The 14,253-nt window shown below is 38.8% G+C and carries 13 protein-coding genes; 2 read left to right on the forward strand and 11 right to left on the reverse strand.

Features of this window, described 5'->3' with window-relative positions:
* Positions 1–5: 5 nt before the first annotated feature.
* The 6 genes from JWP71_RS08165 to JWP71_RS08190 all read right to left on the reverse strand — a co-directional run bounded on the left by JWP71_RS08165 (position 6) and on the right by JWP71_RS08190 (position 6,936).
* Complete coding sequence (locus tag JWP71_RS08165; protein WP_299498468.1) at positions 6–1,298, reverse strand: peptidoglycan DD-metalloendopeptidase family protein; 1,293 nt, start codon at positions 1,296–1,298, stop codon at positions 6–8.
* 19 nt (positions 1,299–1,317) lie between these two features.
* Entirely contained in the window at positions 1,318–2,124 is an 807-nt protein-coding gene (locus JWP71_RS08170) for a DUF4292 domain-containing protein (protein WP_299498470.1), read from the reverse strand.
* Positions 2,102–3,775, reverse strand: coding sequence for a tetratricopeptide repeat protein (locus JWP71_RS08175; protein ID WP_299498472.1), 1,674 nt, complete (start codon positions 3,773–3,775; stop codon positions 2,102–2,104). The genes JWP71_RS08170 and JWP71_RS08175 overlap by 23 nt, the downstream gene beginning before the upstream one ends.
* A gap of 91 nt (positions 3,776–3,866) precedes the next feature.
* Positions 3,867–5,390 carry a polysaccharide biosynthesis C-terminal domain-containing protein gene (locus JWP71_RS08180; RefSeq protein WP_299498474.1) on the reverse strand — a complete coding sequence of 508 codons (1,524 nt, stop codon included), beginning with the start codon at positions 5,388–5,390 and terminating at the stop codon, positions 3,867–3,869.
* Between the two features lie 25 nt (positions 5,391–5,415).
* Positions 5,416–5,700, reverse strand: a complete 285-nt coding sequence (locus JWP71_RS08185; protein WP_299498476.1) for an acylphosphatase — start codon at positions 5,698–5,700, stop codon at positions 5,416–5,418.
* Positions 5,701–5,760: 60 nt separating this feature from the next.
* Positions 5,761–6,936, reverse strand: coding sequence for an amidohydrolase family protein (locus JWP71_RS08190; RefSeq protein ID WP_299498478.1), 1,176 nt, complete (start codon positions 6,934–6,936; stop codon positions 5,761–5,763).
* A gap of 134 nt (positions 6,937–7,070) precedes the next feature.
* Here JWP71_RS08190 and rlmN point away from each other — a divergent pair, with 134 nt between their 5' ends.
* Entirely contained in the window at positions 7,071–8,120 is a 1,050-nt protein-coding gene (rlmN, locus tag JWP71_RS08195; protein ID WP_299498528.1) for a 23S rRNA (adenine(2503)-C(2))-methyltransferase RlmN, read from the forward strand.
* Positions 8,121–8,442: 322 nt separating this feature from the next.
* Positions 8,443–9,141, forward strand: a complete 699-nt coding sequence (locus JWP71_RS08200) for a phosphoribosyltransferase family protein (RefSeq protein WP_299498480.1) — start codon at positions 8,443–8,445, stop codon at positions 9,139–9,141.
* A gap of 99 nt (positions 9,142–9,240) precedes the next feature.
* Here JWP71_RS08200 and JWP71_RS08205 read toward each other — a convergent pair whose 3' ends face one another.
* The 5 genes from JWP71_RS08205 to JWP71_RS08225 all read right to left on the reverse strand — a co-directional run bounded on the left by JWP71_RS08205 (position 9,241) and on the right by JWP71_RS08225 (position 14,210).
* On the reverse strand, positions 9,241–12,366 hold the full coding sequence (locus tag JWP71_RS08205; protein WP_299498482.1) for a PAS domain-containing protein: 3,126 nt from the start codon (positions 12,364–12,366) through the stop codon (positions 9,241–9,243).
* Entirely contained in the window at positions 12,359–13,654 is a 1,296-nt protein-coding gene (gene glyA, locus JWP71_RS08210; RefSeq protein ID WP_299498485.1) for a serine hydroxymethyltransferase, read from the reverse strand. Before glyA ends, JWP71_RS08205 begins: the two co-directional genes overlap by 8 nt.
* A gap of 195 nt (positions 13,655–13,849) precedes the next feature.
* Positions 13,850–13,933, reverse strand: coding sequence for a type II toxin-antitoxin system YoeB family toxin (locus tag JWP71_RS08215; RefSeq protein ID WP_299498530.1), 84 nt, complete (start codon positions 13,931–13,933; stop codon positions 13,850–13,852).
* The gene (locus JWP71_RS08220) at positions 13,930–14,061 is read right to left on the reverse strand and encodes a type II toxin-antitoxin system YoeB family toxin (RefSeq protein ID WP_299498487.1); all 132 of its coding nucleotides are present in this window, start codon (positions 14,059–14,061) and stop codon (positions 13,930–13,932) included. The genes JWP71_RS08215 and JWP71_RS08220 overlap by 4 nt, the downstream gene beginning before the upstream one ends.
* Positions 14,049–14,210, reverse strand: coding sequence for a hypothetical protein (locus JWP71_RS08225; RefSeq protein ID WP_299498490.1), 162 nt, complete (start codon positions 14,208–14,210; stop codon positions 14,049–14,051). Before JWP71_RS08225 ends, JWP71_RS08220 begins: the two co-directional genes overlap by 13 nt.
* Between the last annotated feature and the right edge of the window lie 43 nt (positions 14,211–14,253).

Genomic DNA, 14,253 nt, shown 5'->3' on the forward strand with positions numbered 1-14,253 from the left:
TTAATCTACCTGCCGGCTAACCAAATTTTAGGATCAACGGGCGTTCCGGCTTTGTACAATTCAAAGTGCACTTGTGTTTCGCCGGTTATTGCGTCTGTTGCTGCCGTACCCAATATTTGCTTGGTAGTTACCTTTTGCCCCGCTGATACATTTACAGATTTAAGGTTTGAATATGCCGTTAAGTACTCGCCATGCCTCATAATTATTAACCATGTGCCCAGCACATTCTGCACCTTTGATACAGTGCCTTCAAATACTGCTCTTACCGATGCCCCGGTATTTGAACGGATATCTAAACCTGTACTTTCACTTTTTATGCCCTCTGTATAATAATTTCCAAATCCCTGGGTAATTTCGCCGTTGGCAACCGGCCATGGTAACCTGCCACGGTTACCTAAAAAGTCATTTGATAGTTTAGCTGCCTCTGGAGTTGCATTTAATATCTCGCTATTGGTTTTACGTACGGCAGGTTTTGCAGCAACAACAGGTGTAGCATCTTTATTTGCCGTCGCGGCTGCTGCGGCGGCGGCTTTAGCTTTTGCAGCCGCTATTCTTGCTTCTTCTTCGGCCTTGCGCCTTTCTTCGTCAGCTAACGCCCTGGCATATTGCCTAATAATTCTTGATACTTCTCTTTGTTTAGCCTGATATTCGCTGGCTAATTGCTTTTCTTGCTTAGAAAGATCTTTTACTACAGATAATTGATTATTCTTCTCGGCCCCCAGTGATTCTTTTTCTTTCTCCCTATCTACTAATAACGTATGTTTTTCTTCTTTGGTTTTATCCAGCTCAACTATCTTTACATGCAGATTTTTTTGTGTGGCCTCTATATGTGTAGCCTGGCGTTCACGGTAGGTAGCAAATTGCTGTAAATATTTTAAACGTTTATAAGCCTGATTAAAATCCTTTGCAGCAAAAATAAACATCAGCTTGTTATAAGCGCTCTGATTACGATAAGCAAAAAGCACCATTGCCGCATATTCTTTTTTTAATTGGTCTAACTGGCTTTGTAAGCTATGGACGGTATTGGTATTTTCTGATATCTGATTATCCAGGTTCCGCACCTCTGAATTTATTACAACTATTTTTTCTTCCTGTAGGTTTATTTTGGCTTTTAACAGATTTACCTGTTTTAATGTTGCCTTTTTATTGCTCTGCGTTTCCTGCAACTCGCGATTTAACTGATCTAACTGATCAGTTATTTTATCACGTTGTTTTTTTAAATCGGCACTGCTTTGTGCATGTACACCTATCGCTGCAAAAATACAGATTAAGAAAAATAGTACTTTTAAAAATTTCATCCAGTCAAAAATATTAATTTTAATTGGCCGGAGCATATCTTTCGGGAATATTGAATGGAAATTCTAATTGCTGGTCAAAATCTACCTTAGTATAATGCAAATTAGCCAGTATTTTTTTGTCTTTTATAATTGATGAAATATCTATTTGCGAAGGTATTATACGATTAGCAGCCTGGATAAAATTAGTATTATTTACCTGCAAAGATTGCCCGGCGCTTTGATTAGCTAAATTAAATTGAGAAACCTTCATATCCGGGCCCAACATTAATTTATAAATAAGGTCCTGCAAATTACCTGATAGCGTAATGTTGCCATTATCGGTTTGCAGGCTGGTGTTTTCATTTAGTAACTCGGGCATGGCATTACCTACCAGTAATGATTCAAGCGTTTTATAATTAACCTGTTTACTGGCATATTCATAGATATAGCTAAAAGATTTTATAGTATATAAACCCTGGAGCTTATTTACAATTTTTATACTATCGGGCGTAATTACCGCGCGTGCAACCTCTATACCCAATAAAGCCGTAATAGAAACCCAAATTTCCTTGTCGCGGCTAATACGTATGTTTAAGGTAACATCATTACTATCGCCATTAATATTAAGTTTGGTATTTGCCCGGCCAGAAAACGTATTAAAAACAATCTGCCTTCCTTTTATTGCCGCCAATTGGTTTCTTAGCAAAGTTTCATCGGGCGTTGTAGTTGGCGTAGTTATAGTATGAGTTATCCGTGGTGTGGGAACTAATTGCTTATGCGCTTTACAACTTATTATTGTCAATATGCAGTATACCAGCAATAAATTATTCAATATATTTCTTTTCATCTATTTTACGATCTAAAACCGGCGAATGTGCCCCGTACTCTTTGGCTTTTTTCCAATATTGTACCGCGGCCACGGCATCTCCTAAATAAAACAATATATCGCCATAATGTTCTGTTTGTACAGCGCTTTTACTCTTACCATGCGCAAGAGCTTTTTCCATCCACACTTTGGCTTCTTTATAATTTTTTTGTTTAAACAATATCCACGCATAAGTATCTTCAAATGCGGCATTATTAAGCTCAAGCTCATTGGCATGTTTAGCCATTTGGGCGGCCTTATCTAACTGCTCACCCCTCATTGATAAATAATAAGCATAATTATTTAACGTATATTTATTATCGGCATTATAACTTATCGATTTATCGTAGGCATCATCAGAGCTTTTAATGCTTTGCGTTTCGTGGTAATAATCGCCCAATGCCGAGTAGTTTAATGAAAGCAATTCTTTATCCTGAAACTCTACCGCTGCAACATTTTTAAAGTATCCTGCTGCTTTTTTATATTCCTTTTTTTGCAGCCAGGCCAATCCTACAAAATAATTCATCCAACCCTGATTGGGGAAAAAGGACAGCGCGGTTTCGCCATCTTTTATAACATTATCAATTTCGCCATTACTTAGCTCAAGCCGAACCAGTTGTTCGCGCACTTCATATATCTGGCCGTTTAGCTCAACAGATCGTTTGTAATTAGTTTTGGCTTCAGTATATTTTTCATTTTGCAACAGCATATCGCCATACAATGCGTAGGCTTTAGCATCATTTGGGTGCGCGGTTATAATTATCCGGCTTAATTCAAGTGCGCTGGCTTTAGCGCTCACATCAGGGAACTTTGGCAAATAGCCCATTACAATTCTTATTTCCTGGTCAATACTCAGATCAGGCAGGGCAAAGGCCAGCTGCAGCTCTTTAAAACTGGCATCAATATTTTTTTTCTCTCGATAACTATCAGCCAATGCCAGATGAATAAGCGGATTATTGGGGTCTATGCTTTTTGCCTTATCCAAAATCTTAAAAGCCTTATCATTGGCGTTGTTTGACGTATAAATTTCTGATAGCAGTAAATAATACTTTACTTGGTTTGGATTGGCCGCTATCATTTGCTCAAGTCCTTCGGCCGCCTTGTCAACCTTCCCTTGTTTCAGATAAATTTTTTGCTTGTTTATAATTAGCTCCTCGCTTGGGCCGGTTATTTGCTCTATCTGATCGTAAACCTTTAACGCCTCATCATACTTTCTTTCTAAAGCATATGTGTTGGCTTTATCATAGTAATATTCAATCTTATCCGGGTTAATTCTTATTAATTGATTAAATACATTTTCAAGCTTAGTAATATCATTGCTTTTTTCATAAACATCAGCCAATGATGACCAATACCATTCATTGTTGGGATTAATGGTTACTGCCTTTTCAAGCAGCGGCTGTGCCTCTTCAAATTTATTTTGTTGCTTTTTTATGTTTGCCAGTTCATACATGGAGGCATCGTTTGATGCATCAATGGCCAATACCTGATTAAACATTTCTATAGCCTGGCTATTTCTTTCGGCGGTTTTTTCTAACAATGCACTATAAAACAGTTTTTTTAGCGACACGCTATCCACACCCACCTCTTTACGCGGCGCTTTAGGGGTCTGTGCATACGCAGGATCAAGCACTAAGAAACAAGACGCAAGAAGCAACGCAGATACGATTTGCCGACTTTTAATTTTTCTTGCGTTCTTATTTAACCTATTCATTTCTTTGTTCCTACCTTTTAATAAAGACAGCCTTTAGTTCTTTTTGTTCGGCAAAATATGTGCCGACAACAAATAACATTAGCAACGCATTGCCTATAAATATATTATGACCAAATACATAAAATGACAGATAAACAAATACCGCTGCGATGATTATATAAACAAGGTTCTTTTTTAAGTTGTAAGGGATAGGATAATTGCGTTGCCCCCAAACGTATGAAAGTATCATCATAGTAGCATAAGCTATAAATGATATCCATGCAGAAGCCATGTAATTATATTTAGGGATGAATATCCAGTTTAAAACAATGGTCAATACCGCCCCTATGCCCGATATGTATAAACCATATTTTGTTTGGTCTGATAATTTATACCAAACCGACAAATTCATGTAAATACCCAGGCTTAAATATCCAAACAACAGCAAGGGCACAACCCCAAGGCCGCTCCAATATTCATTAGCGACCAAATGATGGTTAACAATTTTGGTTTGTTTGCCAACAATAACAACCGCCAATATATCCACATTTGCCACAACGGCTACGGTTATTAGGGCCACAGTTATCACAAAATAATTCATTATCCGGGCGTATGTATCGCCGGAGTTTTTATTTTTTGCATGGCTGAAAAAGAACGGCTCGGCACCCAGACGAAATGCCTGTACAAAAATGCTCAGGAATATGGCAATTTTAGCGCAGACACCATAAATACCAACGTACTTGTCGCTGGTTGCTTCGGGCAGCATATGTTTTAGCATCACCTTGTCTAACGATTCATTAATGAGATATGAAATATTAGCGATGAGTATTGGCCAGCTGTACAAAAACATTTCTTTGTACATAGCGCTATCAAATTTCAGTTTTAGCTTAAATATCTCTGGCAACAATAAAAATATGGTAAACACACTAGCGGCAGCATTGGCCAAAAAAACATAACCAACCCAATGTGGCCTGTACCAGCCAGACATCCACTGCGCACCAATTAAATGGTGCCCGATTATAAACGGTATACCAAACAAAAAGAACAAATTAAATAGCACCACAAATAATATATTGGTGCATTTTACAAACGCGTACTTCATCGGCCTGCCATCGGCCCGTATCTTGGCAAATGGGATAACACAAAAAGCATCAGCAATCAATATTACCAAAAAGCATTTTACATAAAAGGAGTAGTCGGCATGATCTTTAACTACACCTGCCTGCATATAGTTTATAATGTCGTCTAGAAAAAGCAGGCAAAACAATAAAAAAACCAGCGAAACAGCTATAACCACCCCAAACGCGTTGTTATAAACCTGTTGCTTATTATCGGCGCGTTTTTGCAGATACCTGAAATATGTAGTTTCCATGCCAAACGCTAAAATTGCGTTAACAATAGAGGCATTGCCATACATTGCTGTAAAAATGCCATTGCCGCCAACCGGCAGTGCACGGGTATAAATAGGCGTTAAGACAAAATAAATCATCCGGGAGATGATAGTACTTAAGCCATATATAGCAGTTTGCCCGGCAAATTTTTTAGCTGTTGACAATAGTTAGGCAATTAAGTGACGGGGATTATTTAAATAATCCCCTTTTCAATACTTCAAAATTACGATAGTTTTTTAATTCGCCCTCATTACTTTCAACTGTGGTAACTTCGGCGCCTTGAGGGCCCTCACGGCACCACTCTAAAAACATTTCTATCATAGCGGGTTCACCTTCGGCTTCTATAACTACATCACCATTGGCTTCATTTTTTATAGTTCCCCTTACACCCAGTTGATCGGCAACGGCTTTGGTTGATGCGCGATAAAAAACGCCTTGTACTTTACCTTTAACTGTAATATCGAAATGCTTCATGCTAAGGCAAAAGTAAAAATTAAAAAGTCAAAATAATATTATCCAAACGTGAAAGCCGGGTTAAATTAATCGCTTAACTTTTGTATCAGCTGTAATGTTTAAATCGTCAAGCCCCGTAATGAGGTTTAATCCGGGAGTTTTTCCGGCTTCTATAGTTCCTTTTTCTTTACCAATACCCAGGTAGTTTGCGCCATTTATAGTGGCCCATTGTAGCATTTTTTCCATACTTAATGTCGGGAATTTTTGCTGCAGCGCAAACATTTCACTTAAAATACAAAGCTTACTATTTGATGCCAAACTATCTGTACCCAGGGTTATGTTAAAACCCTGGTCTAAAAACAAATCAACCTTAGGCAATCTACCTTCAATATATAAATTTGCATTGGGGCAAAAGCACCAGTGTATTTTATGGTCGAACCGTTTTATAAAGTAAATATCTTTTAAATTGGTGCAGGTATTATGCACCAATAAAACATCCTGCCTGCCACTTAGCAAGGGTACTACCGATTGTAACGAATTGCGCGCCTGTGGCTTAAAATAACTTATATCAATACCAAAATGTTGGTACAGGTCATTAAAACCACCCAGCTTGTACCGGTAAAATTTATTCTCGTCCTCGCATTCCTGGTTATGCATGCTGATGGGGTTTTTAGCATGGGTATCGCAATATTTTTTTATCAGTTTAAATAATTCTTTTGATACCGAATAAGGCGCGTGCGGCGTAATAGAGCATGATTGCGGCTTAAATTCTTTTAACAGCGCCAATCCGTTATTAAAAATCTCTTCGGCTTTATTGGGTAAAAAGCCAAAGGTTTCAACAAAAGTATGGTAGTATAATTTACTCCCGGCTTTAATAGCCACGGTAGCGTTGCTGTTGGATATATCGCCAACGGCAACAATGCCATTCACGTACATATCATTATCAGCCTTAGCGGCAGCGGCCTCTATTTCTTTGCTATCAGTGTTCCGGTATTGCTGAATATCTTTAATAAAATTTACCAAACCATTATTCGGCGAAATTTTACCCTGCAGGTGTGATAACTCAACATGGCAGTGAGTGTTAACAAATCCGGGACAAATAATTCCACTTAATTGCTCTACAGGTACATTTTCTGCAGCAAGAGGTATTTGGTCTGTTACAGAAATAATTTTACCACTATCATCAACAGTAATAATTCCATTCTTAATCGGATCGGCACAAACAGGAAAAACGTAATCAGCTTTAAAAATTTTCATTAAATATAACTTAGCGGGTTTACCCCTCGTTTGTTAATTCAATAGATTAATACAATTAACTGTAAATTATTGTTTTTAATCTATTGAATTTTAAAAAAAAGATAGATTTTTAAATTTCGTACTTTTGCAATGTGATTGCTGAAAAAGAAAAAATTGATATCCGTAGCCTGAACCTGGAAAGCCTTCAGAAACATTTTATCCGGATGAACGAAAAAAGCTTCCGTGCTAAACAGGTTTATGAATGGCTATGGAAAAAATCATGCTTTTCGTTTGACGAGATGAGCAATATTTCAAAAGAACTACGTACTAAACTGGATGAAAATTTTGCAATTAATAATGTACAAATTAGCAACTCACAGTTTAGTGCGGATAAAACTATAAAAAATTCTTTCATTTTACACGATAAGCACCTAATTGAAGGCGTTTTAATTCCGACCCCGGGCAGAATGACCGCCTGTGTGTCCTCGCAAGTGGGGTGCAGCCTCACTTGTAAATTTTGTGCTACGGGATATATGGAGCGTAAACGCAACTTAAATCCTGATGAAATTTATGACCAGGTGGTGCTTATTGATAAACAGGCCCGCGAAAATTATGGCATACCATTAAGTAATATAGTTTACATGGGTATGGGCGAACCATTGCTGAATTATAAGAACGTTTTAGATTCGATTGAAAAAATAACATCTGAAGATGGCTTGAATATGGCTGCTAAACGCATCACCGTATCAACTGCCGGCATAGCCAAAATGATAAAAAAGCTGGGTGATGACGGTGTGAAATTTAACCTTGCCCTATCGCTGCATGCCGCTAATGATGAGAAGCGTAATACCATTATGCCCATCAATGAGCAAAACACATTAAAAGCTTTGGCCGAAGCGTTAAAATATTACTACGCCAAAACCAAAAACCCGGTAACTTACGAGTATATTATTTTTGATGGTTTTAATGATACTATACAGGATGCCGCCGAGCTGGCCCAGTTTTGCAAGCATTTACCATGCAAAGTAAATATTATCGAATATAACCCCATATCATTTGCCGCGTTTATCAACGCCGGCGAGGATAAAGTAGAAGCCTTTGCCGACCATCTGCGCAAAAATGGCGTAAATACTCACCTGCGCCGCAGCCGCGGTAAAGATATTGATGCCGCTTGCGGGCAGCTGGCTATCAAAGAGGGGCAGTAATTAGACGATATTTTTTAAAAAAATTGACAACTTTTAAAAAAAATGACAACTTTTAAAAAGGTGGGATTAGGGTAGACCAGGTTGGGTCGGGATATTCCATCCAGTCTCAAAAGCGGTACGATCTGCGATCAGGGGCGTGGTGGCAATTAATCTCAAGCTGTACTTTTTCTGCTACCGCAACCGAGGCTTTCTTTCCGCAATATTGGGATTTGTGCATGTCCGCCGGGGAATTAAAATAACCTGATAGCACACATTAAACTTTTTGAAGAAGAAAATTAACAGCGGGTTTCTTTTTCAAAAGAAATCCTGCTATATTAATACCATGAAACTGCAGAGTGGATACCTGGCCAATTTTATTTCCTTACTATTCCCCCAACTTTGCCCCGCCTGCGGCACAGATCTGATGGCGAATGAAAAAATAATTTGTACAGATTGCCTTTACAATTTACCTTTTACCAATTTTCATTTACAGCCTGATAATATTGTTGCCCAACAATTTTGGGGCAAAATAAATTTAGAAGCCGCTTACGCATTATATTATTTTACCAAAGGCGGTAAGGTGCAAAACTTAATGCATCATTTTAAATATAAGGGAATGCATCAAATTGGCAATTTGTTAGGTAACATTGCCGGCGGCCAGCTTAGCAAAAACAAAAAGTTTACTACTGTTGATTATATTATACCTGTACCCTTGCATAAAAGCAGGCTCAAAGAAAGAGGCTACAACCAAAGCGCCTGCTTTGCCAATGGCCTGGCCAGTAAATTAAACACGATGGTTGAGGACGCCAATCTGGTACGTGTAAAAGCCACCCAAACACAAACCCATCGCTCGCGCTTTGCAAGATTTGAAAATATGCAGGAAGTTTTTGTGGTAAAGGATATAGAAAGATTAAGAGACAAGCATGTACTACTGGTAGATGATATAGTAACCACCGGCTCAACTTTAGAAGCCTGCGCTATCCCCCTCCTGAAAATACCGGGACTGAAATTAAGTATTGCTACTATAGCATATGCGGAGTAGCTATAAAGAATGAAGATTAGTTATTAAAGATTAGGCCGATCAACTTTTTATAAAATTGGCTATTCACTAATCTTTATTCTTCAATTAACTAATCGTTAGCTATTGCTTCTGATACCTGCTTAATTTCTCGAGCAACATTTTAGGCTCGAAAGGTTTTAAGATATAATCGTTCATGCCGGCACCACCTATCTCATCAATCTGACTATTTAACATGGATGCGGTTAATGCTATTATAGGTACTTGTTTAAAGTAAGGTTCGTCTTTACTGCGGATGATTTGCGTTGCTTCTAAACCTCCCATTTCGGGCATGTGGATGTCCATTAATACAACATCGAATTTATTGTTTTCAACTTTGTTAACGGCTTCAAGGCCGTTTTCAGCAAAATCAACAGTAGCACCCCATTTGGTCAATATCTTATTTATTAATAATCTATTAATCTGGTTATCATCCACCACAAGCACATGTATACTTAATCCTGTTTCCACTTTATAATTATTAATATTATTACTACTGTTTGCCTTGTTAAATGTTATTGTAAACCAGAATGTCGAGCCTTTTCCGGGTTCGCTATCGACGTTTATTCGGGAGTCATGCAACTCTATCAGGCTCTTGCTAATTGCCAATCCTAAACCAGTACCACCATATTTACGCGAAGTATCGGCCTCGGCCTGTTTAAACGATTCAAATATCGTACTTAATTTATCATTTGCTATACCAATACCGGTATCTGTAACAGAAAAACGTATACGTACATTTTTATCATTATCATCTATTACCTTAAGCTCAACAGTTATGTCGCCCTTATCAGTAAATTTAACCGCATTACTTACCAAGTTTAATAATATTTGCGATAACCGGGCACTGTCGCCGATAACTAGTGCAGGTACGGCCGGATCAATCCGGGCATCAAGATAAATATTTTTCTCTTTAGTTTTATATTGCATCGAACCTGTAATACTTTGAACGGTTTCGCGCAAATCAAACTTTGCTTTTTCAAGTTCAATGTTTCCGGTTTCAATTTTTGTAAAATCCAGTACATCGTTAATCAGCCCTAACAAATTATCAGCAGAAAATTTAAGCACATTTAAATTTTCTTTTTGTGATTCCTGCAGATTTTCTTCTAAAAGTAAATGCGACATACCAATAACCGCGTTAAGCGGCGTGCGTATTTCATGACTTAGTACAGATATGAACACATCTTTAGCCTTATTAAGCTGCAATGCTTCCTCTTTCGCCTGCATAAGTTCCAGTTCAATTTTCTTTTTAGAACTTATATCAATAACTACTTCAATATATTTATCAACAGCTCCTTCTTTATTTAGAATGACCGAATTAATAACGGTGAGCCATATAGGTTGCCCGTCTTTACGATAGGCCAGCAGGTCAACCTCGAATGATTGTTTCTTTTCTGAAAACTCACGGGCCTTTTGTACAATAAAAGGGTCTGTAAGTTCGCCTTGCAATATATCTCCCAGGTGCTTGCCTTTAATACCGGCCAACGTATAACCCGTTATATCTTCAAAAGCATGGTTTATCCATTCAATTTCACCATCTCCATTATTTATAACAACGCCACTTGTTGTATTACTTGCCACTAATGAAAGCAACTTTAACTCGGCTTCGGCCTTTTTACGTTCGGTAACGTCAACCATGGTGGTTACCTGCCGCTCTACAGCACCGGCATCATCAAACAACGGGCTGTTTGACATAGCTACCCATACCGGCGTTCTGTCTTTTCTGTAAATTAATATTTCGACATCATATGGTCGTTCTTCCTGAACGGCCTTAACCGCGTTATTAAATACCTCCATGTCGGTATCCTCGCCCGTTAATAGGGTACCAAACTTTTTACCTTTCATCTCGGCCAATGTATAGCCTGTTATGCGCTCCATGGCCTCGTTCATCCATATTACCACTCCATTGGCATCACGGCTAAGCATGCCGCTTGGAGATTTACGTGCGGCAAATGATAGTATTTCCAGATCTTTCTCCGTATTTTTTCTATCGGTAATATCACTTATTACACGTATATATTTATAAACTTTTCCTTCATTATCATACAGCACAGAATTCATTACAGATATCCATATTTCTCCGCCACCTTTTTTGGTTATGAGCAGGTCTACCTGGTATGATTCTTTTTTACGTATTGATTCTTCCAGTTTTGCAAGATGGTGTGGCGATTGGGCTTTACCTTTTAACACGTGGCCCAGGTATTTACCCTTAACATCCTCATGGGCATATCCGGTTATTTGATCAAACGCGGCATTAGTCCAAATAACTTCATCATTAGCATCACTTATCACTACCCCGTTTACAATTTTACTGGCAACCAGCGATAGCTGTTCCAATTCTACTAAAATTTGCTTTTGATAAGTAATATCGCGTCCGCTGGCATACCACTTTTCGCTTTTGTAAATGCCACACCAACCAATCCATTTCACATCCCCATCGCGGCTAATCGTTTGAGTTTCTAATTCAAATGATTGCCCGGTTGCTATAGCTTTTTCAATAAGGGGTACAAATTGCTCGCGGTTATTACCAACAACAAAATCCCATAAAGAGTGCCCAATGGCCTGCTTAGGATCATAGCCCAAAATTTTACTAACCGAATTATTGATCAATTCAATATTAGAATCTTTATTAGCAATGAAATGTATCTGAGGCGAAGTGTCAAATAAATTAAAAAATTCTTTATGGGCGTTTAATGATTCTTCCAGTTCGCTTTTTTGTTTACGCAATAAAAAATGCGACATCACTTCGTCTGCCAGTGTACGCAAGGCATCACGCTGCTCCTCAGTTAGCTTACGCGGAACCACGTCAATAACACATAAAGAGCCTAAACGGTGCCCATCGGGATCAATAAGCGGCGCGCCTGCATAAAACCTGATACGGGTATCGCCCTTAACAAAAGGGTTATATTTAAAAGCGTTGTCTTCGGCTGCATTGTTGATCTCTAATATCTCATCATTAAGAATGGTATAGTTGCAAAAAGCGTCAGCACGCGAAGTTTGGTTGATATCCAAACCAATTTTTGATTTGAACCATTGCCTGTCGTTATCAATTAACGAAATAAGCGCAATCGGTACCTGGCATATATAGGAAGCCAGGCGGGTTATGGCATCATACTCCTTCTCTGGCAATGTATCCAGTACATTGTATGAACTAAGCGCGTTTAAGCGCTTAGTTTCAATATCAGATGAGGAGTCTTGTTTTTTAATCACTATTGACGGTGCCCTTGTCATTATACAACGGAAATTTCTCCGTTAGTTTATGCACCTTTTTACGTACTTTGTCTAAAGAATGTTCATTTTCAGGATCTTTGATAACCTCGTCAATTAATTCAACAATGGCATCCATTTGTTTTTCCTTCATGCCCCGTGTGGTTACAGCGGCGGTACCTATACGGATGCCCGAAGTAATAAATGGTGATTTATCATCATACGGCACCATGTTTTTATTAATGGTGATATCCGCCTTAACCAAAGCATTCTCGGCAGCTTTGCCGGTTACATTTTTATTTCTAAGATCTATCAGCACCAAATGGTTATCTGTACCACCCGATACGATCTCATAACCCCGGTCTGTAAACGCTTTGGCAATAGCAGCGCCGTTCTTTTTTACCTGCAGTATATATTTCATATAACTATCAGACAAAGCCTCGCCAAATGCTATTGCTTTTGCTGCTATTATATGCTCTAACGGGCCGCCTTGTGTACCCGGGAAAACGGCCATATCTAACAGGTTAGACATCATCCTGATCTCGCCTTTAGGCGTTTTAAGTCCCCATGGGTTTTCAAAATCCTTACCCATCATAATCATTCCACCACGCGGGCCACGCAAAGTTTTGTGGGTAGTAGTAGTAACTATATGGCAATGCGGCAGCGGATCTTTTAATAAACCCCTTGCTATTAAGCCCGCCGGGTGTGATATATCAGCCAATACCAATGCGCCAACCTCGTCGGCCACTTTACGGATGAATTCATAATCCCAATCGCGCGAATAAGCCGAAGCACCGCAGATAATCATTTTTGGTTTTTCGGCAAGGGCCACTTTTTTTAGCTGATCGTAATCAACATAGCCGGTATCTTTTCTAACCCCATAAAAATGCGGCTCGTACAATTTACCCGAAAAATTTACCGCCGAACCATGTGTTAAGTGGCCGCCGTGCGAAAGATCAAATCCTAATATTTTATCGCCGGGCTGTAAACAGGCCAGCATAACCGCTGCATTGGCCTGCGCGCCAGAGTGTGGCTGCACATTTACCCATCCGGCATTAAACAATTGTTTTGCACGCTCGATAGCGATGGTTTCAATTTCATCAACTATCTGGCAGCCACCATAATAACGTTTTCCTGGCAGGCCCTCAGCATATTTGTTGGTTGCTACAGATCCGGCAGCTTCCATAACCTGCTTGCTTACAAAGTTTTCTGACGCAATTAGCTCCAGTCCCTCTTCCTGACGCTGTTGTTCTTCATCTAACAGCTTAAATATAAGTTTGTCTCTTTTCATGTAATAAATAAAATCGCTGCTAAGTTAAGAAAGATTGATTGATTAGTAATTAGTTGATTATAGATTAGTTGGTTATGTGAGTAATTTGGAGTTACTAACATTGGGGAGATCCTCGAATTGAACCTTCCGATACCAGATTGCTATTTTGTATAATGAAATCGCAGAGAATAAACAGTAATAATGCTTTCTTCAACCTTATAAACAATGCGATGTTTCCTGATTAATGCACCTTGACCACATACCAGAAAGATTATGTTTGAGTACTTCCGGCTTACCTATACATTGAAAGGATCAGTTTGTATAGCTTGCAATAATTGCCGGATACGTTTCAGAATGATAACATTACCACTTTTCTTCCAATACACAAGGTTTTCTAACGCTTCGGCAGTAAAGTTTATGGTTTCCATATATCATCCAGATCAAGTTTGGTTACTTCACCTTTTTTCTCTTGTTCTATTGATCTTTTCAAATGTTCGGCATTTGCAGGAGATGACAATAAATAGGTTGTATCATCTGTTTCCTCAGCTGCTTTATAGTCAACATGCAGTGCATCCAAAAATACGAATAGCAGTTTCCTGCTCGTCAGTTGCGGGATGTAT

It is taken from the genome of Mucilaginibacter sp. (assembly GCF_028287845.1).
In the GTDB taxonomy this organism is placed as follows: Bacteria; Bacteroidota; Bacteroidia; order Sphingobacteriales; family Sphingobacteriaceae; genus Mucilaginibacter.

What these genes read in the sequence shown, in the direction of transcription:
- JWP71_RS08185 (WP_299498476.1), bottom strand. Translation starts at nt 5,700, where the DNA reads ATGAAGCATTTCGATATTACAGTTAAAGGTAAAGTACAAGGCGTTTTT.
- JWP71_RS08200 (WP_299498480.1), top strand. Translation starts at nt 8,443, where the DNA reads ATGAAACTGCAGAGTGGATACCTGGCCAATTTTATTTCCTTACTATTC.
- JWP71_RS08190 (WP_299498478.1), bottom strand. Translation starts at nt 6,936, where the DNA reads ATGAAAATTTTTAAAGCTGATTACGTTTTTCCTGTTTGTGCCGATCCG.
- JWP71_RS08220 (WP_299498487.1), bottom strand. Translation starts at nt 14,061, where the DNA reads ATGGAAACCATAAACTTTACTGCCGAAGCGTTAGAAAACCTTGTGTAT.
- JWP71_RS08170 (WP_299498470.1), bottom strand. Translation starts at nt 2,124, where the DNA reads ATGAAAAGAAATATATTGAATAATTTATTGCTGGTATACTGCATATTG.
- JWP71_RS08165 (WP_299498468.1), bottom strand. Translation starts at nt 1,298, where the DNA reads ATGAAATTTTTAAAAGTACTATTTTTCTTAATCTGTATTTTTGCAGCG.
- glyA (WP_299498485.1), bottom strand. Translation starts at nt 13,654, where the DNA reads ATGAAAAGAGACAAACTTATATTTAAGCTGTTAGATGAAGAACAACAG.